14 protein-coding genes and 1 pseudogene are annotated in these 24,109 nt (G+C 54.9%); 8 read left to right on the top strand and 7 right to left on the bottom strand.

All coding sequences use genetic code 11. From position 1 onward, the window contains the following. Nucleotides 1–122 precede the first annotated feature (122 nt). Nucleotides 123–1,376, top strand: a pseudogene (locus GFD25_RS08220) (IS3 family transposase); the annotation flags it as partial. Between the two features lie 116 nt (nucleotides 1,377–1,492). Next, nucleotides 1,493–1,621 carry a hypothetical protein gene (locus tag GFD25_RS12405; protein ID WP_275575583.1) on the top strand — a complete coding sequence of 43 codons (129 nt, stop codon included), beginning with the start codon at nucleotides 1,493–1,495 and terminating at the stop codon, nucleotides 1,619–1,621. Nucleotides 1,622–1,757: 136 nt separating this feature from the next. Here the strand turns inward: GFD25_RS12405 and GFD25_RS08215 are convergent, their stop codons facing one another. Further along, nucleotides 1,758–3,506, bottom strand: coding sequence for an ATP-dependent nuclease (locus GFD25_RS08215; protein WP_163231761.1), 1,749 nt, complete (start codon nucleotides 3,504–3,506; stop codon nucleotides 1,758–1,760). A 253-nt stretch (nucleotides 3,507–3,759) separates the two neighbouring features. Next, nucleotides 3,760–3,975: a hypothetical protein gene (locus tag GFD25_RS08210; protein ID WP_163231759.1), complete on the bottom strand. Its 216-nt coding sequence runs from the start codon at nucleotides 3,973–3,975 to the stop codon at nucleotides 3,760–3,762. A gap of 508 nt (nucleotides 3,976–4,483) precedes the next feature. Between GFD25_RS08210 and GFD25_RS08205 the strand changes: the two genes are divergently transcribed. Beyond that, the gene (locus GFD25_RS08205) at nucleotides 4,484–4,759 is read left to right on the top strand and encodes a hypothetical protein (RefSeq protein ID WP_163231757.1); all 276 of its coding nucleotides are present in this window, start codon (nucleotides 4,484–4,486) and stop codon (nucleotides 4,757–4,759) included. Nucleotides 4,760–4,894: 135 nt separating this feature from the next. Here the strand turns inward: GFD25_RS08205 and GFD25_RS08200 are convergent, their stop codons facing one another. Beyond that, nucleotides 4,895–6,223, bottom strand: a complete 1,329-nt coding sequence (locus GFD25_RS08200; RefSeq protein WP_163231756.1) for a type II toxin-antitoxin system HipA family toxin — start codon at nucleotides 6,221–6,223, stop codon at nucleotides 4,895–4,897. Continuing rightward, nucleotides 6,201–6,947, bottom strand: a complete 747-nt coding sequence (locus GFD25_RS08195) for a helix-turn-helix domain-containing protein (protein WP_163231754.1) — start codon at nucleotides 6,945–6,947, stop codon at nucleotides 6,201–6,203. The genes GFD25_RS08200 and GFD25_RS08195 overlap by 23 nt, the downstream gene beginning before the upstream one ends. 204 nt (nucleotides 6,948–7,151) lie before the next feature. Between GFD25_RS08195 and GFD25_RS08190 the strand changes: the two genes are divergently transcribed. Both GFD25_RS08190 and GFD25_RS08185 read left to right on the top strand, forming a co-directional pair. Beyond that, the gene (locus GFD25_RS08190) at nucleotides 7,152–8,414 is read left to right on the top strand and encodes a Fic family protein (RefSeq protein WP_204314838.1); all 1,263 of its coding nucleotides are present in this window, start codon (nucleotides 7,152–7,154) and stop codon (nucleotides 8,412–8,414) included. Between the two features lie 843 nt (nucleotides 8,415–9,257). Further along, nucleotides 9,258–9,662 carry a hypothetical protein gene (locus GFD25_RS08185; protein ID WP_163231752.1) on the top strand — a complete coding sequence of 135 codons (405 nt, stop codon included), beginning with the start codon at nucleotides 9,258–9,260 and terminating at the stop codon, nucleotides 9,660–9,662. 458 nt (nucleotides 9,663–10,120) lie between these two features. Here the strand turns inward: GFD25_RS08185 and GFD25_RS08180 are convergent, their stop codons facing one another. Continuing rightward, on the bottom strand, nucleotides 10,121–11,071 hold the full coding sequence (locus GFD25_RS08180; protein ID WP_163231750.1) for a glycosyltransferase family 2 protein: 951 nt from the start codon (nucleotides 11,069–11,071) through the stop codon (nucleotides 10,121–10,123). Between the two features lie 199 nt (nucleotides 11,072–11,270). On the opposite strand from GFD25_RS08180, the gene GFD25_RS08175 reads away from it, so the two are divergent. After that, on the top strand, nucleotides 11,271–16,778 hold the full coding sequence (locus GFD25_RS08175) for a glycosyl hydrolase 53 family protein (protein ID WP_204314837.1): 5,508 nt from the start codon (nucleotides 11,271–11,273) through the stop codon (nucleotides 16,776–16,778). A 75-nt stretch (nucleotides 16,779–16,853) separates the two neighbouring features. Here GFD25_RS08175 and GFD25_RS08170 read toward each other — a convergent pair whose 3' ends face one another. Both GFD25_RS08170 and GFD25_RS08165 read right to left on the bottom strand, forming a co-directional pair. Next, on the bottom strand, nucleotides 16,854–18,158 hold the full coding sequence (locus GFD25_RS08170) for a hypothetical protein (RefSeq protein ID WP_163231746.1): 1,305 nt from the start codon (nucleotides 18,156–18,158) through the stop codon (nucleotides 16,854–16,856). 88 nt (nucleotides 18,159–18,246) lie between these two features. Next, the gene (locus tag GFD25_RS08165; protein ID WP_163231744.1) at nucleotides 18,247–21,078 is read right to left on the bottom strand and encodes an RICIN domain-containing protein; all 2,832 of its coding nucleotides are present in this window, start codon (nucleotides 21,076–21,078) and stop codon (nucleotides 18,247–18,249) included. A 907-nt stretch (nucleotides 21,079–21,985) separates the two neighbouring features. On the opposite strand from GFD25_RS08165, the gene GFD25_RS08160 reads away from it, so the two are divergent. Beyond that, nucleotides 21,986–22,798, top strand: coding sequence for a glycosyltransferase family 2 protein (locus GFD25_RS08160; RefSeq protein ID WP_338024642.1), 813 nt, complete (start codon nucleotides 21,986–21,988; stop codon nucleotides 22,796–22,798). 59 nt (nucleotides 22,799–22,857) lie between these two features. Continuing rightward, entirely contained in the window at nucleotides 22,858–24,054 is a 1,197-nt protein-coding gene (locus tag GFD25_RS08155) for a glycosyltransferase family protein (protein WP_163231742.1), read from the top strand. Nucleotides 24,055–24,109 lie beyond the last annotated feature (55 nt).

Here is a 24,109-nt window from a genome sequence, read left to right as displayed (position 1 = left end):
AGTCCGTGATGTATTCGCAGGAGATAAGGGTGCGTGTCCTTGATCTGCATTTCGTGGATGGGTTGAGCGTGCGCGCCATCGCCGGGATGGAGAACATGCCCGTGCGCGCCACGATTGACGCATGGGTGCACGCCGACCCGCGGTACCGGCCACCGGTTCCGGGCGGATACGGGGCGTCGTATACGCTGGAGACCAGATTGGAGGCCGCACGCGCGCTCCTGCGCGGCGGCGACGCGAGGACGGTCGCCGCGGCGGTGGGGTGCACGCCGTCGAGCGTGTACGCGTGGGCCCGCAGGTATCGCGAGGAAGGCGGCGCCGGCATGGTCACGGGACGGGAAAGCGACGTCGCATCGGACGTCCCGCCGGCGGAGGGCGCGGCCGTGGAGGCGTTGCGCCGGCAGGTGGAGACCCTGCGGCTGGAGAACGCGGTGATGCGGGAGACGATCAGGGTTTTAAAAGCCGACGACCCGCGCCTCGACCCGTCCATGCTGACGAACGGGGAGAGGGCGCGGGTCGTCGACGCGATCAGGGGTGAGTTCGGCCTGAAGGCTTCCTTGGATGCCGTGGGGGTGAGGTGCAGCACCTACTATTACGAGCGCGGCGTCATCGCCGCTGGCGACAGATACGCCGTGCTGCGGGCCCGCGTCACGGACCTGTTCGAGGCCGGTGGTCGCGTGTGGGGCTATCGGCGCATACACCGGATGCTGCGCATGGACGGGGCGGATCCGCTCGTCGTCTCCGAGAAGGTCATGCGCCGGATCATGCGCGAGGAGAACCTCAGGCCCGTGTACCTGAAGCGTCCGAAGCGGTGGAGCTCGTACGCCGGCGAGGTGAGCGAGGCGCCCGCGAACCTCGTGGACAGGGACTTCCACGCCGACGCTCCGAACCGGCTGTGGGTCACGGACGTCACCCAGTTCACCATGGACGGGTACAAGTGCTGGCTCTCCCCGGTGGTCGACTGCTTCGACGGGATGGTCGTCTCCTGGACGCTGTCGAGGTCGCCGAACGCCGACATGGCGAACAGGATGCTCCTGGACGCCGTCGCCACGCTCAAGGACGGCGACAGACCGGTCATCCATTCGGACCGCGGCGTGCACTACCGATGGCCCGAGTGGATCGCGATATGCGACGAGCACGGACTGGCCAGGTCGATGAGCGCGAAGGGCTGTTCCCCCGACAACGCGGCGGCCGAGGGCTTCTTCGGCAAACTCAAGAACGAGTTCTACCACGGACGCGTCTGGACGGACGTCGGCTACGACGAGTTCCATCGACGCCTGTCAGCCTACCTGACCCACTACAATGAAACCCGTATCAAGCAGTCGCTGGGCTGGATGAGCCCGGTGCAGTACCGCAAATACCTTGGACTGGCCGCCTAGCCGTCCAAAAAACATCCGCACCCCCAACCAACCGCTCAAACGGACCACAAGAAACGCCGAAACGGCCCACTTCAACTTGACAAAACACATTCTTCCACAACCGCGACTGGCGCGGCGTGGCTCTCGACGAGTTCGCGCGGCGGTTGGACGCCTACCTACGCTGGCAGTGCGAACGCCGCATCAAGCATCACCTGAACGGCATGAGCCCGGCTGAATGGCGCAGATTGCTCGCACCGGCCGCATGACCTGCCACACTCAATGATTACCAAGCACGACACAGTGCCAGATTTCCACCGCACCCAGCAAAATCAAATATTCATTGATGACAAACTCATCTTCGGTAAAATAGGCTGCATGTTGTAGTTAAAGTAAACTTTCATATCAATAAGAAATTATTGAATCAAGGAAATTGTTTAATTCGTCACTTTTTTCAATATTGTCTTTATCGATTTCATTAATTCTTTGAAGCGCATTTATGATCCAGTTTTGCTTGTTTGACGTATATTCGATTCCAAAGCTTTCAAGGATGGTTTCAAGCTCGCCGCTGGGAACAATGAAGAGCCCTAACTTTTGAAGTATTTCAAGTATATTTTGAAGAGTCTTTTCATCGTTTCCTGAAAAAGCTCTTAGCCCTTGCTGATGATATAACATATTCTTATATGCCTTCCACTCTTTAGTGGATTCCATTTCTAGACTATCAAATTCCTGCGTATCAATATTTTGTGAATTTGAAAACTTTTGTTTAATGATATCATGAATTTTATCTATCTCTGATAAAATTTGTTGTTTGTCGTTTTCTTTAATTTTCGAGCACTCGCTGAGGAATTTTGCAACATCTTTAGTGTCTCTAATGAAGTCAAAGTCACTGATAATTAAACAGTGAACTCCAACTTTTCTATAGAAATCGGTAATGTGTATTGAGGTTTGTTTATTCTGGCTGTGGGTAAAGTATATTCCTGATTCGGGGGATTTCTTCTCTATTAATTCTTGATAAATGATTTCATCTGCATCGGATTCCGTTACTATGACTTTTTCGCAGAATAGACCTTCAAGAACTTTCGAAGAGCGTAACAATGGGTTTAAAATAACCGAATTTAAAGTTTCTTGCGGTATTATTTTTACGTTAAACTTATTTTCCTTTTGATCTAATCTAATGATGTTGACATCATGGCATTTTGATAAGATGCCTTTGAGGATTTCAACACTATGCGTTGCGATATAAATGCTTATATCCTTTGTCTCGCATGCTTGTCCTATCATTTCTCCCATTTGTCTTGCCAGTGGTGGATGAAGAAATGCTTCGGGCTCATCTAAGAGTAAGATGTCTTTTTCATCGGTATTTATTGATAAAAATGTTGATACAAAACTCTTAAGTCCGTCGCCTTGTTCGTCCAGTAAAGGTTTTGAACAAATATACTGGACATCATTTTCGTTAAATCTTGCCTGATTTATAATATGAGAAAAGTTCTCATCGACTCTAAAGCATATGCGATCGCCTAAGGTGTCTGTATCAAGATAGATTTCTTTATTGAAGATATTTTTTGTGCTAGTAGAGAGGGCCTTTAATGTTTTCGGATGATGTTTTATACTCGATAATAAATTACTTCTATAATCATCTACTCCTAGGTTTTTCTGCATTTTGCAGATAGAAAGTCGTTCTTCCGTACCAAGATATTGGAAAAAGAGGGATCCGCAAAGTTTTCGGAAGCTTAAATTGTCGCGATTTTTGATACATAGATCGATATCTGTACATGGATTATTTGAGTATCCCGATGCTGTCTGAGTGTATATATCTGCGACTATGGAATTCATGTAATCATAATTATCTATAGTATTCGAATATGATTTTAGATTCCAGTTGCCATTGCTGTCCTTATATACTTTGTTTGTGATATTATAGGTTGAGTTTAAAGCGTCAAAAGATTCTGGGAGTTGATGGTCTATGTTTGATATTATTTTTCTTATGTTTTCTTTTCCAAAAAGATAATCTCTAATTTCTTTTAGAAAAAGACTCTTCCCTACGTTATTTGCTCCTATTATGATATTTGCTTTTTTGGGAGGAATTGATATATTACCATTTAGATGAATTTCGTTTATCTTGAATTGATATTTTTCTTTGATTGATGACATGTCTCTCCAGTCTTTGGTGATTTCATCACTATATCATCATAAATATATTCTCTGCAAGTTCATCGTCAAGTATAGAATGATTGCATTCTTTAACGAATAACTTTTAGTATCATATTGACCATGTTTGGAATTCGAATAGCGTATAACGCGTCTATATCGCTCATGAGGCATACAGATTCTCCTCCGAAACGGATTTCATGGCATCATCTCTTTGGTATTGATTCTGTGGGTCCGGTCTCGACCGGATTCTTCGTCAACAATGCGAAATGCGCGTTTTGGGTACCTGTTCGCTGATGCCGGTTTCCGGAACACCTATATTGCGTCTGACGAAACGAAACCAGTACGCGAAAAACGGGTCGGCGATGCTGTGCATGCCTTTTCGTGATTTGTCGGGGTTCTTCCAGAACGGTACCCTGCGCTCGATCAGACGCAGTGAGGACAACATTTTCAGATAATTGCCCAGTGGCATCGGTTTCCGCTCCCGCATGCTCGGCGATCAATTTTGGCGTTGCATTGCCGGAAGTGATCGCCTGCGGTACGGGGATAGTAGACGGCAGGTTTTCGCGGTTCCTGTCATAGCATCATCGGTTTCTTATGTGGCGGTCCGAGATTATCGAACAGCCGGTCCGCCTCCAACCATCCGTCGACCGGCGTCTTGAATGGGCCAAGTTTCGGTGGCCTCGAGATGAGACATCCCGATCCGGGTGATCAGCCGTCCTTCCTCGTGTGCTTCATGACTTTGGCACAAGCCAACCCCCGAGCTCCTTGGATGTGTGTCACAGTGACACTTCGCTCGTGTCGAGTATTCTGATACGTTGTTGTATGCACATTGGTACTGTCATTCCTTTCCTTTCCCGAGAAACCGGATGGTTTGCTTTCAACTGGGGAAACTAGTCCAGGCAGGACGGTCCGGTGATCACTTCATTTAGCCTATAAATGCGGCAATCTATTGCTGTTGAACATTAAGGATGGAAATGATGAACGAAGCGCAGCTTATAAGAGCATTAAATCGATTGACCGCCGCAATCGAGAACTTCACCGACGTGTATCGACGGCTTAATGACACAGTATACGAGAACGATGCCAAGGCCGCGGAGGCCCTTCATGTCAGCCACGGGTTCTTCCGTACCTATTACACGGAACAAACAGGAGACAAGCAAGGCAATGCCCGAACGTATCTGAAATCTGATCTGATGGAGCGCAAAGAGCAGGTCCGCATGGAATCAACTGGAAGACATTACGGCGACGACTGAGTTCTCGCTGAGGACCGTCTTTTAAGTGTGTAATTGGTGGTTTTTCTCAGTTTGTCCGGCCGGCGGTCGGCGAAGGTGATGGCGAATGCGTTGCATTTGAATGGAACGCATTCGCCATAGTCGTTATATCTTTGTTTAGCTGCCACCCTTTACGGAGAACCATTTCAGTACCCGGGTACACTGCCCGATGATGCCGCTTTGTATACGTGTGGCGATAATTCCCTTATTCTTTTGGCTCTCGTCGGTGGCTGAAGGCAAGGACGTGGTTTTGCTAAGTGCTTCGACGGATGCCTGCAGAAAAGCCGGTACTGTGCGTGTGGCGAGATCGATGAGTGTGTCGAATACTATCTCGCGATCGGATGGTCCGCCGAGCGTATCGGCGAAACGCTGCCAATGCCGTAAATCAATTCGTTCCCACGAGTACTCTCCTCCTATACTCATGGCGAGTTTGCGATCCTTTCGCTGCGTGGCGTAAGGAAATAACGATGCAATGTCATATAAAGGAGCCAGTCGGGGACGTTCCCCGGCGGGTTCTAGAATTGCGTAGTTTTTCGCATGCGCATCGGATCCTGCTATGAGATAATTAAACACCAAAGCTCTGATGAAAAAATGTACGTCATCATTCGCAAAACCGTTGGCTCTTAGGAATCGTATGATCTCGACTGCGTCTGGTCCGCCTTCGGCTTGGTATTTTTGTGCGGTCATGATGCTCATCGCCTGACATAGATCTTCTTGATGCAGTCGCCGAACAAGTGCAGGCGTGGGCCTGTCGTCGACGACTCGATCCCAACGTGCGCTTACCAATGCCGGGATGTCATCGAATACCTGATAATCGGTTTGCGCAACTGGAATTGATAGGTGCTCTGCGGTCTTCATGCATAGGTATTCGTTGAATGCTTGTTCGTGCAGTTCATGAATGCCTGGTTTGATTATATGTGTCGTGGCGGCTGCGCCTTCGACCTCATACCACTGCCCGCTGATGAACCTTAATGCGATCTTGTCATGTGCACCGTTGAGCGACCAATGTTCGCCCATACTTTGCCACGATGCCTGCTGTGTTCCAGATATACGATGTAATCGTTGGGCGATCTGCGTGCTATTTAGTGGACGAACAGTCTCATCAAGAATAAGGTTCCCATTATCATCGGGCGCTACGAACTGGACTCCGCCGCCGCAATCCAATCCTACTGCGGTCAACAGGGAGAAGGGATTGTGCGCATTGACTCCATACATGCGCGCGATTCGTTGCCGTACGACCAGGGCGTCCGGTAATATCCCGTCGATATATGCTTCGACGGGTGCCCCTTCCCAAGGTGCCATCCGTCGTGGCATTGAGAGCGAAAGCTGGGCTGAGCTGGAGCTATCCATATCATAAGTGAACGTATGTTTGCCGGAGCGTTCTTCCCGGAGCGTTCCTATGTGGCGGCCTTCCAAGAGTACGTCAAGAGTTTTGGGCTTTGTCATCGGATTCGTTTTCCTTCTTTGGCTCTTCTGGCTCCGTTGACTTGGAGGTCGGGAGCAACCTAGATATGTTGGATGTGCGTAAGTTGTTAAGAATGGGGGTCATGCTGTCTCCGGTGATCTCCTTGAGATATGGCATGATCATTGTCAAGCGCTGTAGAGAATCCAGTTGCTGCTTAATCGTTTGAAAAGGTGTGCGTTGTGCGTTTTGGGTCACGTTCATCATCTGATCCAAATTTATTCGCTGAGTGTCATTTATCTGCTGCGCAGCATGTCGCAGTACTTCGTCGAATTGTTCCGACCGCGAGCGGTCCAATGCGTGAATTGCGTTCATCCAATCGGAAACAGACGCTTGATGCATGTCGGGGAGTTCGTCGGCATCGTCGGAATCGATATCGTCGGAATCGTCGTCGGCGGAACCTCCGGACATGGTTTTGACGACGGAAGGACCATCGTGTTTCATCTCGGTGGGATCTCTTGCGGGACCTGCAGAAGTGGAATCCTCTCCGTATGAAACCGTGACCGTAATGTCAAGGACTCGGCACAGATCGAGGATGTGCCCAAAGCCGGCGTTTGCGATCTTTCCTTGCTCGAACTGACTGATCCATGGGCGGCTCACGCCGATGTATTCGGCCAAGTCGGCTTGCGTCAAGCCTTTGGCAAGACGGGCATCTCGCACGCTTGCGGCCAATTGCCGCACCGATCGGATATCGCTTGCAATGTGCACGGAAACTCCATGTTATGAATATCTAACATCGGCATCTTTGTTAGGTAATTCTAACATAGTTTTGGATTGGTTGTTTGACTTTGCCTGTGATGCGGAGTTATTGATGCTATGTGATGTGTGTATGACATCTCTGATTGACTTATTGTGCCATCTATCTTATAGTTTCTATAACTAAGGTGGGTGTTATGGAAGTGAGTCGTACTTATGGATATGAAATATAAAAGTTTGGCGAGGCTGTTCCACGCCGACAGGTCGAATGATGCCTTCAATAATCATGAGAAGATGGCGGCACGGCGTCTTGAAGCTGATTCCACGTTCCGAACCGGAATCATGACCCCGTTGGGGGAGCTGTTTGCTGCCACGCCTCGGGATACAGCGATGCTGACGGAGCGGGTGCTGCTTGCCGAAAGGCGGGTATCCCGGTTATGGAATCAGATTCCCGGCGTCATGCGCTGGGATTACATACGGCATTCCATCAGCGAGGAACTGTTCGCCACCAATGAGATGGAAGGGGTGCGCAGTACCCGCAAAGAGACGCAGAATGCAGTGTCGGTGGCCGAACGAGCGCGGAAAGAGGGTGATGGTTCCAAAGCACGGTTCAGCGAGTTCGCCAAACTGTATTTGAACCTTGCCGATGAGGATTTCGCGCTGCCTAGGGATATCTCGGATATCCGTGATATTTACGACAAGGTCGTGCTTGACGAGATCGATGAGAACGACAAGCCCGATGGCGATCTGTTCAGACGGCATGATGTGGAAATACAAGGTCCGCGCGGCACGGCGATCCATACCGGCATCAGTGGTGAGAGCTCCATCGCCTCGCTGCTGACGGACATGATCCATCTTGCGTCCTCCGACGAGATTCCGCGCTTGCAGTCGGCCATCATGTCGCATTTCCTGTTCGAGTACGTCCATCCTTTTTACGATGGCAATGGCAGAACGGGCCGGTACCTGCTGGCTTTGTATCTGAATCGCGATCTGACCATGCCCACCGTGCTGTCGCTGTCCCGCACCATAGCGGAACGCAAGAACGCCTACTACAAGGCGTTCGCTGAGGCGGAGGACACGCTGAATTGCGGTGAGCTCACGTTCTTTGTGAATACTGTCCTCGGATTCATCCAGCAGGCACAGGACGAGCTGATCGATGAGCTGGGAGTCAAGGTCGATCAGCTCGACAAGGGTGCTGTAGTCTGCAGACGACTCGCGGAACGGCATGGTCTGTCCGGGAACGCGCTCTCGCTGCTGTATGCGGTGGTCCAGGAAGAACTGTTCGATTCGTTCAAGTCCATGTCGCTGGACGATGCCGCGAATCATCTCAGACTGTCCAAGCAAAGCGCAAGGAAATACGTGGGGGAGTTGCTGAATGCAGGCCTCGTCGAACAGAGCGGGAAACGTCCGTTGATGATACGGGCATCGGAACCGCTGCGTGGCATCCTCACGTCGGGAACAGATGAGAACGCCGGATAATCGACGTGAGTTCCCCGCCGGCGCGTGGCAATTTCCGTCCGCGTGCCCGATGATGGTGCGTACAGGCTCGTCGCGTGCAGTTGTCCGTTTGCCGCAAAAGGCGACCATTGCAAGCATGAGGCCGCGGTGATGCTTGTGATTGCCGATGGTGGTGGCGTGGCTGATGACATTTTGCGTGTGAGACCGGCATGCCCGCCTTCATGCGACAGCGGGCATGCCGGTTGCCTTGGTGTCCTAGATGAAAACCAATAAATTTCAATCCACTCCCTCGGAAGGAGGGAGACAGTGCATACGCCGCTGGGTGCAGAATCTGTTCGTTTTCGGTCAGGCTCCTTCGTGCATGGAGAACAACCGCGACAGATGTGCGCCTAGCGCGCTCATGGAGGGCAGTCTTCGGACACCATATATCATGATATCAAGGTCTGCTTGGCTGCGACGATAATAATTTATAACTTCTTATTCATTTTAATCTAAAAGATGTTGTATCATGGCAGGTGATGAGAGCGGGAACGTTCTTGAACTTGGCTACTTCGGCGAAAGAGGTATGAATGTCAGTGCATTTGAGAATCTGGGGAGATTGTGGCCAAGCCGATTCCGGGACGGGCGGCGATATCAACAAGGTGTTGTCCATTGTCCGCGCATGTCTGTGTGGATCAGCTCATGTGGCGATCGTTGTGCTTGCTTGCTCGCCAGGTCTGGGGTTTGCGTGTGTTGGCTTTGTATGTTCGTTTGCTCGCCTCCAAGAGAATTCCCAATAAGTTCCTATGAATTCCCATGATGGTGTATTCTCATATTTGAATGGATCCATTATGGCTTGGAAAGCTTGAGAAAGGTTGATGGGAAATGTCGCAGAGTAAGTTGTATGTTCTCAAGGAGGCTGCAAAATGCTTGGGAATTACCAGTTCTGCATTATCAAAGCGTATCCATAAAGGCACTCTTGTGGCTACGAAGGATGCGGCCGGCCATTGGGCCATTAGCCAAGATACTTTGGATCAATTGAGGTCTGAGATCAAGGCCAAGCATGCCTTCGATTTGGAAGGCAGGACGATGGGAGTGTCGTCGGTTGCTTCGGAACGGTCGATGAACTTGAACGATGCCACCTTGAATCGTCAGACGCTAAGGAAGGAAATCGATATGCTCGACGCGAAATTAGAATCCAAGAAAGCGGCCATGGCCCAACTGAATGAATCCATAGATCTGTTGGAGGCGTTGATTCGGACCAAACAGCAACTGCTTAAGGTTCTGTAACTGTTTTTCTCTTCGGAGTGTGTCGCGACTTTATCTAGTCTTGGCAGGCGTCGGCGACGATTGCCATGCCGGGACGGCGTGAACCGACCCGGGATCGGTTTTGTGGCGGGCGATGCACTGACGTTGGACTATGCCAGCTGATACAGGTGTGCTGGGATTGAGAGGAGCCGTACGTGTGCTCGCGTGAGATTCCGCCTCTTCGGGTTGTTATGTGACGGTTCTCGCTGGTTTATGGGACCACGGTTACTGCTGATCGCGAGGGAATCGTCATGGTTTCCGAAGGGGAAAACCATGACGATTCCCATTCCCACATGCCGCTGGTCGTTTAGACGATACGCATTGTGGTGCTCTGGTAAGCAGAGGCTGCGGTGCATTCGGTAAGGCAACCGCTCGGAGAAATCCGCGAAGCGTCCATCCCCGCATTCCCCGTTCCCCGCGCCGAGAAAACCGTGACTTTGTTACCTGCCCTGTCGTTTGAGATACGCGAGTTTGTTGGCGTCGATGACGTAGGTCTTGCGGTTGTTTTTGGCGATGACGTCGAGGATGATGCCGGTGATGATGAGGAGCAGTCCGGCGATGACGAGCATGGTGGCGCCGATGAGGGTGGGGAAGTGGGCGACCATGCCGGTGTGCATGAATTCGGCGGTGACGGTGCCGCACAGGATCACGCCGATCAGGCCGATGATCAGACCGAGTCCACCGAAGAACGGAAGGGGCTTGTATTCGCGGATCATGCGGAAAATGGTGCTCATGACCTTGATGCCGTCGCCGACGGTGTCGAGTTTGGACACCGAGCCCGCGGGGCGGTCGCGGTATTGGATCGGCATTTCGTACAGGCGCAGGTTGTTGTTCAGGGAGTGGATGGTCATTTCCGTTTCGACCTCGAAGCCGCGGGAGAGCACGGGGTAGGTCTTGACGAACGTGAAGCTGAACGCGCGGTAACCAGTCATGATGTCGGTGACGTTCGCCTGGAAGAGCCCGTTAATGGAGGCGCGTACGAGTCGGTTGCCGAAGTTGTGGAAGGGTCGTTTGTTCTCCTGGAAGTATGTGGAGGAGAGGCGGTCGCCGATGACCATGTCGTAGCCTTCGAGGATCTTGGCGACCATGGCGGGTGCGGCGTCGGCGGGGTAGGTGTCGTCGCCGTCGGCCATGACGTACACGTCGGCGTCGATGTCCTCGAACATGGCTCGGATGACGTTGCCTTTGCCCTGGCGGGGTTCCTTGCGCACGATCGCGCCTTCGGCGGCGGCGATCTGGGCGGTGCGGTCGGTGGAGTTGTTGTCGTACACGTATACGGTCGCGTTCGGCAGCGCCGCGCGGAAGTCGCGCACGACCTTGCCGATCGTGATTTCCTCGTTGTAGCAGGGCAGCAGCACGGCGACGGTCGGGTTCTCGATCTGTTCGGACATGCCTACCACTATATGTGAGGTGCTGGTCTTAGCTTGTGACGGGACTGGTGCGGTCCCGATATCGAACCGGTTTTCCGGTTCGGGGGATATATTTGGGAGGTATTGCAAAACGCGCGCACCGGGTGGCAGGTCGAACCCTGACATCGTTATCGGGAAACGTGTGCATGCAAGTCACAGTATAAGAAGAAGGAAAAAGAAGATGAACGGCAAGAAGATTCTGGCCATCGCCTGTGCGGCGTTGACTTCGGTATCCATGCTGCTCCCCGTTTCCGTGGCCGTTGCCAATACGGCTGACGCCCCCCTCGATGGTGCTGCAGCCACTAGCACTGAGCGTCGTGCCGAGGCCGCTAAAGAGGCGGTCAAACTGCAACGTGAACTGTTGGAGCAGTCCGCGCAGACCCTGAATTCCGTCGCTCCCACGGCGGAAGATCCGAACGCTCCTGATGCATGGAACCAGGGAACCGACACCGGTATGAAGGATCTGCCGGCCAGTGTCGCAGGCATCTCCTCGATGACCGACGACACCGTCCGCGGCGTCAACCTCACCTCGTATCAGGCCGAGAAGAGCGCCGGAGTGAAGTTCCATGACTTCGATGGCAATGAGATCGATGACAACGGACTCATGCAGCTGCTCAAGGACAGCGGCGTCAACTACGTATTGCTCAAGGTGGCGGTGAACCCGGCCGATGCGAACGGCAACACCTACGGCGGCGGAAACCCGACGCTTGACAACGCGCTGAAGACCGCCAAGGCAGCTCAGGCCAACGGCCTGAAGGTCAACATCCAGTTCCTATACTCGGATTTCTACACGTCGAAGACCGTGCAGAAGCTGCCCAAGGGCTGGCCGACCGCCAAGGACGAGACCAAGCTCGTCGCTAAGGTCTCCGACTACACCGCGCAGGCACTGTCTACGCTCAAGGCCGGTGGCGTGGTCCCGGACATGGTGACGATCGGCAACGAAATCAGCTCTCCGTACTATGACGATGACAAGGCCTTGCAGGGTGGCTTCCTCGGAGCCGATAACTGGAAGTCGATCGCCGCGCTGATCGAAGCGGCCAGCAAGTCGGTCTCCGCGAACTCGGCGGATACGCTGATCGCGGTCGGCACGTCGTCGGTCACGCCGGTGCTGGTCACCACCTACGTGGACATGCTCAAGTACTACAAGGTCGACTACGATGTGCTCGGCACCAAGGTGTATGCCGCGTACGACGATCTGTCCGCGCTTGCGCAGACCCGGCAGATGGTGTCCGAGGAGTACGGCAAGTCGCTCGCCGTGCTCGACACGCTCTACCCGTTCACCCAGTACGATTCCGACGGCCAGTCCAACACGACCGGCGGCGCGGATATCGTCAAGAACGGCGGTGAACTGACCCCGCAGGGTCAGGCCGACTACATGCGCAAGCTGTACAAGTCGATCGTTTCCGCGAAGAACAACGCGAACGGCGCCGGCGTGTTCTACGGTGACGCCACATGGATCGCGGTCAAGGCAGGCCTGTGGTACGCCACCGACAACTGGAACGCGGCCAATGATTACGGTACCGGTTGGGTGAGCAAGTATGCGGCCGGATACGTCGATTACGCGAACAACGGCGGCGCGTCCCAGCAGGATGACACCACGCTGTTCGACGATCTCGGCCAGCCGCTCCAGTCGCTGAAGATGTTCGCGCAGCTTGCGGCCGCAAACCCTGCCGACTCGGATCTGGTGCCGGAGGCGCAGGATTCGTATGCGTCCGGTGCGGACACCGGTGCGACCAAGGAGACCGCTTCGGTCGAGCCGATCCCGACCGTGACCGAGGACACGATCCGAGGCGCGGACGTCTCCAGCTATCAGGCGCTCTACGACGCCGGCGTGCGGTTCAAGAACTTCGATGGCAAGGAAGAATCCCTGTTCAAGATCCTCAAGGACAACGGCATGAACTGGGTGCGTCTGCGCCTGTTCAACGATCCATACGATGCGCAGGGACGCTCCTACGGCGGCGGCAACAACGATCTCGAGAATGTCACCGAGATGGCCAAGGAAGCCACGAAGTACGGCCTGAAGGTCAATGTGGACATCCATTACAACGACTTCTATGCGTCCTCGTGGCGCACGCCGAAGGCGTGGAAGAACCACAGCTACAGCCAGCTGAAGACCGATGTCTATGATTTCACCGCCAAGTTCATGCAGACCATGAATGACAACGGCGTGGATCTGGGCATGGTGCAGATCGGCAACGAAAGCAACTGCGGCTTGCTTGGCGTCACCGTGTGCAGCAACGGCTACAGCTTCGACAAGGACCCGAACTGGGAACGCCTGGTCGAGCTGATGAACGAGGCGTCCAAAGCGATCCGCAAATATTCGCCGAAGACACAGATCGCCGTGCACATGATGTATTCCGACTCGTGGACGGTCGGCGTCATCGCGAAGAACTTCCAGCAGTACAAGCTCGACTACGACGTGTTCGGCATGACCTACTACCCGTTCTGGTCGGCCGGCAGCGACGGCACCGATCCGAAGGACGGCATGGCCGCGCTCGTCAAGTCCGAGAAGGTCATCACCGAAACGTACAAGAAGAAGTTCGCGGTGGTTGAGTTCAGCCAGCCGTTCACCATGCAGGACAGCGACGGTTTCGCCAACAACCTGGTCGACGGCGGCGTGAGCGATTACGCGGCTTCCGCGCAGGGGCAGGCCGACGTCATCCACGACATCATGGAGACGGTCACCACCGCAGACGGCGGCACTGATCTCGGCCTTGGTGCATTCTACTGGGAGCCTGCGTGGATCGCCGTGGTCGCCGGTACGAACCACTGGCAGATCAACCGTACATACTCCAACGATTACGGTACCGGCTGGGCCAGCGAATACTCCAAGGACAACGATCCGAACAATACCGAGTACGACAGCTGGGGCGCTTCCGGCTGGGATAATCAGGCGTTGTTCGACGATCACGGGTATCCGTTGCAGTCGCTCAGGGCGTTCAGCCAGATCATCGCCGATCGTACGATCACATTCGATACGCAGGGCGGCTCCGATGTGGCGGCTGTTTCGGTAAAGGACGGCGGCATCGCGGCGGCGCCTGCCGCGCCGACCCGCGCCGGATACACGTTCGCCGGATGGGCTACCGATAAGGAAGGCAAGGAGCCGTTCGACTTCACCAAGCCGGTGACCGCGGACGTCACACTGTATGCTCAGTGGACCGTCAATTCCTATACGATCCGCTTCCATCTCAACGATGGTGCTGTGAACGACCAGACCGTTGACCAGAAGGTCTCCTACGGCGTAAGCGTCACATTGCGCGAAAACACTTTCTCTCGCAAGGATTGGCAGTTCGCCGGTTGGAATACCAAGGCCGATTCGACGGGCGATTCCTATCAGGACAAACAGTCCGTCAGGAATCTCGTACCGACCGCCAATGGAGTATTCGACCTGTATGCCAAGTGGACTCCTGACGTGACCGCCATTACGGTGACGGCAGCGCCGGAGCACACTGCATACCATGTCGGTGACGTATTTGACACCGCGGGTCTTGCCGTCGCCGCGACGTTGGCGGACGGTTCACAGCGTGAGCTCTCCTCCGGCGAATACACGGTGTCGAAACCTGAATTGAATACGGTTGGTACCAAGACCGTGACCGTGACCTATGTTGCCGATACCACCAAGACCACGACCTTCACGATCACTGTTGCCGAAGCGGATCGCAGCAGCCTTCAGGCCAGCCTTGCTAAGGCCGATCAGCTCAACGAATCCGACTACACCGCCGATTCGTGGAAGGAGTTCATCATCGTACGCGACGCCGTCCATAAGGTCGCAGACGATGAACAGTCGACTCCGGCGCAGCTCAGCAAGGCCGCATCCGATCTTGCACAGGCCACGTCGAAACTGGTACGTGCGTTTACGGTACGGTTCGATTCCCGAGGCGGTTCTTCGACCAGCGAGCAGAAGGTCGCCGAAGGCGGCAAGGCCAGCAAGCCGAAGGATCCGACCCGCGACGATTATGTGTTCGTTGGTTGGACCACTGACGCGGATGGTCGCAATGCATACGATTTCGACACTGCAGTGACGGCCGACGTGCAGCTGTACGCCCAGTGGAAGAACATCGTCTCCGTGGCGGCTCCGCAAACCGTGACCACTCCGGCCCGCAAGGCGCCGGTGCTGCCGAGCACCGTGCAAGCCACCTGGTCGAACGGCCAGACCACCAACGAGAAGGTCGTCTGGGATTCGTTCTCCAAGACACAGTATGCCAAGGTGGGCGGTTTCGACGTGCACGGTTCCGTTTCCGGATGGTCGGACGGCGTGACCGTGCATGTGGACGTGGCGCTCGGCACCGGTACCTTCGCGATTGCGACCGCGCTGAGTGGCACCGAACGTGTGCTAGACATTCCGGGCGGTTCCAAGAAAGCGCGCGCGAACGTGCAGCTCTATACGAGGAACACTACAGACGCGCAGAAGTACCGTGTCACCGCGCTGAAGAATGGCAATTATACGATCGTCAACCAAGGATCGCGCTTGCCGCTTGCCTATCCGCTGCATGCGACCAATGGTTCACGCATCGAACAACGTGAGGCATCCGATACGTATGGCACCGAATGGAAGATCGTGGCCGCTGAAAACGGTACGTTCGCGATCCGTCCGGTCGCCGACGGACTGGAAGGCATGTCGCTTGACGTGCCGGGCGCGAAGAACGCCAACGGCAGCATGTTGCAGCTGTACGCGTTCACACAGAACGGACAGAACCTCGCCCAGCGTTGGAAGTTCGTGGATGCCACCAGCCCTCGAGAGAAGCTGGACCGTCTTGCCGACGAGCATCGCGATGATCTGAAGAACGGCACATACACGATCGCGACGAGCAACAAGTCGTCGCAGGTGCTGGACGTTGCCGCCGGCTCGAAGAACAATGGCGCGAACGTGCAGCTGTATGCTTCGAATCGCACCGATGCGCAGGCATGGATCGTGTCCCACGATGCCGACGGCTACGTGACGTTCACCAACGCCAAGTCCGGCAAGGTGCTCGACATCGCCGGTGCCGCGGCAAAGTCCGGTGCGAACGTGCAGCAGTACGCGTCGAACCGCACCTACGCCCAGAAGTGGATCGCGGTGAAGTCCGGATCGGTGTTCAAGCTGGTGTCCGGCGTTTCGCCCGACCTCGTGCTGGATGTGGCGGGAGCCTCGACCAAGAACGGTACGAACGTGCAGATCTGGTCGTCCAACAACTCCGGCGCCCAGCGTTGGATCTTCACGACGACCAAGACACTGCGCGGCCGGCTGGACGCCTTCGCCAAGGATCACGCGGGTGACGTCGCCGACGGCACCTATGAGATCGTGTCCACGGCGAAGGACTCCATGCGCGTCGACGTGGCAGGCGGTTCCAAGAAGAACGGTGCGAACGTGCAGCTTTACACCGCGAACGGCACCAGTGCCCAGAAGTGGAAGGTGACGCATGATGGCAAGGGCTATGTGACCTTGACCAACGTGAAGTCCGGCAAGGTGCTGGACGTCGCCGGAGCCGGCACCGGCAAGGGTGCGAACATCCAGCAGTACCAGTCGAACAAGTCCTACGCACAGAAGTGGATTCTGACGAAGGACAGCCGTGGCCGCGTGGTCCTGTACTCGGCGCTCGCCGAGAACATGGCCGTGGATGTCTCCGGCGGTTCCCGGAACAACGGTGCGAACATCCAGCTGTGGTCCTATAACGGTTCCTCCGCCCAGCGGTGGACGCTGAAGAAGTAAGGACACAATAAGCGAAGGGGCTGTTCGGAAACCTTATGTGGTTTCCGAACAGCCCCTTCGCTATGCGTGGTAAAACTATTCCAACGTTCCCACGGTGAAGCCGACCGCTTGGGCGGAACCGCTGTGGGTGGGCACCATCACCGTATTGTTGTCGGATGCGATGGTCGGTCGGGAATAACCGGATAGTTCGCCGAGATATTTGACGGTCTGGTTCGACCAGTTGAATGCGTACATGCCGGCGTTGTCGTTTTGCGAGCCGGATCCCCATACGATCCACTGATCGTTCATCGAGGCGACCACGCTGGCGGATTTGACGTGCACCCAGCCGAGGTTCGTCTTGAAATCGTCGGACCACAGGCCGATGTAGTTGCCGCTGTCGGTCGTGCCGTCCGAGAAGCTCACGGCACGGTATTTGCCGTGCGCCCAGACACCGGAGATACCCCATTTGTCGCCGTTCGAATGCACGGTGAACACGTTCGTGGATGACTGGCCGTCATCGTGCTTCAACGTCGCGTAAGCACGGAACTGGTTCTTCTGTGAGGCATTGCCGGCGAACAGCACGCCGTCGTCGACCGCGGCCGGGAAGTTGCCGTCGCCGACCACGCGCGGAGCGGCATCGCCGTTGCCGTTGAGATCGAACGACAGCACGGCTTCGACCCACGAACCGTCACGCATGACGTTGGACGAGAAGAACGCGTGATCGGCGTTGAATGTCGGCACGACCTCGCCGTAGGTTTGCGGCGTATCGTCCCGCCCGTTGAGGCTTGCGGCGGTGCCGAGTGTATGCGCGGTGTTGCTGCTGGCTTCCCACATCTGCAGACGCCAGTTGTCCACACCCGTCTGCGTGGTGTTGTTCATCGAGGACGACCGCCACACGATGCGCGACGCATCGCCGGTACCGTCCTGCGGCTCGTAGAACGTAGCACCCGGCGTGGCACCGGTTCCGGCGCCGTTTTCGTCCACGCTTTGCGTACTGCCGTCCTGGCGGAGCAGGGCAGCGTAGTAGGCGGTCAGGTCGTTCGGATCGCTGGTCGTCGAGCCGAACACCGTCGTCGTATCGATCGGGAACGAACCGATTTGCGAAAAATCGCCGCCGAACGTCCATGAATCAGCAAGCGTGGCCGCACTGGTTCCCTCGGAAACCTCCACGGTACCGCCGCTGACCGTCACGCCGTCCAGGGTGAACGGAAGATCGTTTTTGGTCGTGACGTCGTTGTCGTCGGTCTTTTTCGGCTGCGTTACGGTGGCGCCGTCCGACTTCGACGGTTTGATCTGGGACGTGGCCTTGCCGCTGTTCGCCTGATCGGTGCCGTGCGTCACGACGAACGCCACCGTCGCGGCGACGATAATCGCCACAACGATGACTGCCGCGATGGCCAAGGCCCAGATTCGACGACGTTTCGTCGTTCGCGTCGATTCGGTATCGCTAGGGTTGTTCACGATCGTTCCTCACTGTGTCTGTTCGGGTTCAGCGGGTGGCCATGATGCCGGGCGCATCGCCATCGGAACTGACCGTCAGATAGGCGTTGCGGAATCCCGACAGGTGGTCCCAGAACTTCTGCTTGCCGCCGTACGAGGCAAGCGGATCCACAAGCAGGATGCCGTCGTCCTTGGTGTTGTACTGGTCAAGAACGAGCGCATGCGAGAACGTGGCATTGGGATGTCCGTTCGGGTGATATCCGCCGCGACGCTCATGTTCGAGGATCATCGGCGCGTAACCGGTCTCATACGAGTGCAGGATGCGGTTCTTCAGCGTGCTGTAGCTCGGGTACCCGTATAGCTCGTAATAGTTGGCGCCGAGCCAGGCGTTCAGGCCTGCCTTGTTCTCGTTGTTCCATGTGCCGTCCGTACCGGCGCCCATGTAGCGGGCTATCGCGTCGATGGACAGACGAGTGCCGTTCGGGGACGTCAGTCGCTTGGCGTTGCGCATGATCATGTAACCGGATGTTGGCACGCAGTAATACGTGTTCGGCTGGCCGGCCCACTGGATGCCGAACGAGTATGTGCCGGACGGCATGCCGCCCCACCAGTACGAGCCATGCTCGAAGTTCTGACGGGCGTGGCCACGATCAAGATACTCGTCTGAGGTTGGGAACCCGTGGATGCCGCGTTCGTAGCCGTCGTTGCGATACCAGCCGAAGAATCCGTTGGCCACGGCATGTGCGCCGGTATCGGACTTCCAATACATCGTGCCGTTCTGGAACGACTGCCAGACGCCGCCGCGCACGGTGCCGGTCTCATCGGAGGTAGGGAAGCCGAGCTTACCCTGCTCGTACCTCATGTTCGCGTATTTGCTCAGGATCGCGCCTTTGACGCCGTGCGCGTTGGTTTTCTTGCTCCAGAACACCGTGCCGTGCTGGAACGTCTGGGAGACGCCGCCCTTGACTGTCAATTCGTCACCGGTGGGGAAGCCCAGCCAGCCGTTCTGCCAGCCTCGACTGGACCAGTATGAGAGGATCGCCCCGATGGTTGCATGTGCGCCGGTTGCGGACGACCAGTGAATCTGTCCATTCTGGAATACCTGCGACTTACCTCCGCGAATTGTTTGTTCCTCGGAGGTGGGGAATCCAAGCTTGCCCTGTTCATACTTCATCTTGGCGTACTCGTTCAGAAACGCTCCGGAACGGACGCTGTGCGCGCCGGTCTCTTTGCTCCAAAACACGGTGCCACCCTTAAATGTTTGGGAGACGCCGCCCTTGACGGTGAGCGCATCGCCGGTAGGCAGACCAAGATAGCTTTTCAGACCGCCCTTGCTGTTCCAATAGGTGAAGATGTTCGAGTCCATCACCACGGCCGTGGAGACATCCGTCGCGGACGTGGCGAAGATCATGCCCTTCTTGAACGTGCGTACATACCCCTGCGGGGTCTGCACGGTGATCTTGTCGGCCGGTTCCCCCAATGATCCGGAGTCTCCGCCAAGCGCCGTCCATTTCGACTGGATGCTGGCCACCGACGATCCGTCGGCATACCAGTGCACGGTGCCGCCGTCGAAGCTCTGTGAGTAATTGCCGTTGCCGTCGGCCTGTTCGTTAGCCGTCGGCCACCCGAGCCAGCCGCCGAAACCACCTTGCGTCGTCCAGTACGAGTTGATCTCGCCTTTAACGAACAGCACTGAGCCGTTGGAATTCCTCACGATCGCGCCGTGTTCGAACTGCTGTGCGGTGCGGTTCTTGTTAGTCTGCGCGTCACTGATCGGGTAGCCGAGCCAGCCGGACGGGCCACCCTGTTCCGCATACGTATTCTGCATGCCGTTGTTGCGCACCGCATAGGTGCCGCCATTGTTCTTCGAATATACGGTGCCGTTCTGGAATTCCTGCACAACATAATTGCCGTCGGCCTGCTCGTTTGCCTTCGGCACGCCAAGCCAAGAGGAGTTTCTGCTGTAATACGACTCGATCGAACCGCGCACATACGCCGAAGTGTCAAGCGACCAGCTTTGCGCCTTGGTACCGTTCTCCTGATAGATCTGCACGTTTGCGCCGTCCTTGGCTTGCCCAGCCGCGATGTCCAGTACCAGTTTGGCATTCAACGCGGAATGCAGCACGATGCCGTTGCCGGTCTTCACCGCGATCCACTGCTGGGCGCGACTGCCATTTGCCGCATACTGTTGCACATTCGTGCCGTTTTTCGCAGATGCTCCGGCCACGTCGAGTACCTTGCCGCTACGTACGTTTTTCAGTGTCAGGAAGCCGTTCGCATCGTTGGTTACTTGCCAGCGCTGCGCTGACGTACGGTTGTTGCGGTAGGTCTGTGCATTGCCTCCGTTCTGCGATGAGCCGCCGGCGATCTCAAGAAGACGGCTGCCGGTCAATGCGCTCGCGAATCCATACACGCCGTCCGGAACGGTGCCTTTGTTGGCTTGGGCTAGATCAGTCAAGGCGGCGGTCTCATTGGTGGTGATCCACGCCTGCGCGTTTGTACCATTCGCCGTGTAGAGCTGTACGGCCGCACCGTTTGCCGAGTTCGCGCTGGCCACGTCGAGCACCATGTTCTTGTTCAGTGCCGAGTGCAGTACGATGCCTTTGGCGGTCTGTTCCGCGATCCAGCGTTGCGCGGCGGTGCCATTGGACTTATACTGCTTGACTCGCGCGCCCCTTGAGGCCCGTGCTCCGGGCACCTCAAGCACCTTGCCGCTCCTGACATTGACGAGGACCAGTCCGGTGTCGTCGTTGATGATTTTCCACCTCTGGCAGGAGGCATAGTTGTTGTCGTATAGCTGTGCTTTTCCGCCGTTCTTCGTCGAGCCGTTCGCGATCTCGAGCAGACGGTGCCCAGAAAGTTGGGATGCGAAGGTGTACATGCCGTCGGGAAGAACGACACTAGTGGTCTTCTCGGATGGGGCTACCTGAGTCGTGACCGCGGAGTCGTCGGGTGTGATTCCTGCGGTGTCATCGGATACGTCGTCGGATGCATCCGACGAGTTGGAATCGTCTGCGCTCGGCTGATCTTCCGTGTTCCCGTTGCCTATCGATGCTTCCGTTGCGGAATCGGAATTTGTCTGATCCGGCTTCTGATCCTTCTGATCGTTTGCGGTTTCGGAATCCGGGATCGACGAATCGTTGTTCCCGGACCCGTTTGATGCGCCTGTCTCGGATTGAGTCGTATGTGTCGGTTCGGACACATCGTCCGTAGCGTATGCGGTATTGCACAGAAGGCCAAACGAAAGCAGACAAACCGTTATCATTGCCAGCAGGGGATGACTCCGTCGGGTGTGCCGTTGACGGATGAATCTATGTGATGCCATGAAATGCCCTCTTCTTTATTCCGGCGACGAAACGCCTAGACTACTATGCCCGATAGTAGTCAGTGGCCTTTACACCCCCGATCTGCATCGGGCTCTATCGGACGTCAATGGCATTCCCATTCTGTGTTTATAACACATATCGAACACAAGCAGAGATATGGCCAATGACATATCAAGTTATGGCGATTGGACCGATTACCAACTTGCTCTTGTAGTGTAAACTAACAACGGATCAGATTGAGGCTGGTGCCCTTATAGAGGAAGCTGGGCTTGTGCGTTGCTGATCCGTTGGATTTTGGAAAGGGATAATGTATGGGCGCGCATGCGGACTTTTCTCGGAAGCGGACCATAACAATTCTTATCCCGTGCTATAACGAGCAGGAGTCTTTGCCGATTCTTTTTGAGCGGATGGACAAGCTGGTCGCGGCATCGGGGGGGGGGCTTAGACTATACGCTTCTGTTCGTGGATGACGGATCCAAGGATGGTACCTGCTCCCTGATCAAGGATTATGCAAAGACACGCCCTAACGTGGAGTATATATTCCTGTCCCGCAATTTCGGCAAGGAGAAGGCCATGTTCGCCGGGATAGAAAACGTACATACTGACGGATTAGTAATCATCGATGCGGACCTTCAGGACCCGCCTGAACTCATTCCTCAGATGGCGGAATTATGGCGGCAGGGGTATGACGACGTATATGCGCGTCGCAGGTCCCGTGCGGGGGAAAGCTGGCTGAAGAAAGCAACGAGTCGCTGGTATTACGATCTGCTGCAGGAAGTGTCCGGCGTGACGATTCAGAAAGACACCGGTGATTTCCGCCTACTGGATCGCAAATGCATTGATGCGTTGAAACGTCTTAATGAGTCCGAACGGAATTCAAAAGCCCTGTTCAGCTGGATCGGCTTCAAAAAGATAGAGTTTTTGTATGATCGAGACAAGAGGGCGGCAGGCAAAACCAAGTGGAACTACTATAAGCTGTTCCACCTGGCAATGGACGGGATCACCAGCTTTACGACGCTGCCGTTGAAGATCGCCACTTGGCTCGGCGGCATCGTATCCATCGTGGCGGTCATCTATGCGCTGATCATTCTGTTCCGTACTCTTATCTTCGGCATTGACGTGCCGGGATACGCCTCTATTATGATCGTGATGCTGATATTAGGCGGCGTCCAATTGCTGAGTCTTGGCATCATCGGCGAATATTTGGGTCGAATTTTCATGCAGACGAAGGAAAGGCCTAATTATCTTGTTCAAGAAGAACGCTTGAACAAGTAAGTGCAATGTGTGATGTTCGTGTGTAATACGAATCATCTGTGTGTTGATTGGGAATTATCGTGAAACATAATGCTGCAAGTAAGCCATCTGTGAGGTGGTATAGGGTTATTGTTCTTTCTGGCTTTTTCATCCTGCTTGTTCTTTTGATGTGGTGGATGTATTGCGCTTTGCGTGCATATGCCCCTCAGATGACGGATATCGATGTGAGCAAGAACAATCGTCCGTCGACGGTTTTCCTCGTAATGATGCTGTTCCTGTCGTCTATACTGTTTGTCTCTGAAACAGTGAGACACCGGATTAGCCGGATGCTCCGCAACATTATTCGTTATAAGTGGATCCTTTTCGGCTGTATGGTAGTCATTCAGCTGTTAGTAATGATTGCGATGGGGCCGTTCAATGATGCAGATAGCGGATGGATCGTTCAATATGTCATTGATCCCAATGTCATTACTTCAAAAGGTCTGAATGGATATGAGTACCTGTCTAATTCCCCGAACAACTATCTGATCTATTTCATAGAGCTCGGTATTCACAGGCTGCTGCCGTTCGCGGACACACAGATTCATCTTACGATGACGCTACGTGTGTTGTCTGTTCTGACTGTCGATATATGCGCCATCGCCGCATACCGTATTGCTCTTCGATATGGTGATGCACTGATAGCGAATGTCGTTCTTTTCTTTTGGTGTGCCTTGCTTGGTTTGTCGGGATGGTGCATGCAGCCATACAGTGATGTGTTTTGTCTTCCGTTTGTGCTTGCTTTGCTGGCCTTTTCGCTGCACTTCCTGAAAGCGGATGCGATTGACTTGTCATATGTCAAATCAGCAAAGAACGTCGCTCTGTTGCTACTTTTCGGAATTACTATGGCGGTCACGTATGCCATGAAGCCATCGGCGGTCATCCCGGCCTTTGCTTGCATTGTTGTCTGGATTATTAATCAGATCCGTTGGCGCGCAATTATTCCGTTGTTGGTCGTCCTAGCGATAACCGGCGTCGGATTCGTCGGAACGCATGTGTCGTATCAGCGGTTCATTGAAACTCAGACCGTTATGCCGTATGACAAGAATCTAACCTTACCGGCGCAGCATTTCATTATGATGGGAATGGCGAATACTGGTGGATACGATGATCGAGAATATCAGTTTACGATGTCGCAAAAAACCTATGATGATAAAGTGCAGGCTGACACGGCCGTAATTGCTCAACGATTGAAAGATTACGGTGTATTTGGTTATACTAGGGTGTGTTTACTCTAAGGGTCGTTTGAGGTGGATGGCGATGAGCGCGAGGTGAACATCGGAGAGGTAGGTC

Source organism: Bifidobacterium aerophilum (assembly GCF_010667685.1).
Taxonomy (GTDB): Bacteria; Actinomycetota; Actinomycetes; order Actinomycetales; family Bifidobacteriaceae; genus Bifidobacterium; species Bifidobacterium aerophilum.
The sequence above is the reverse complement of the archived record's forward strand: the minus strand, read 5'-3'. Positions and strand labels throughout refer to the sequence as shown.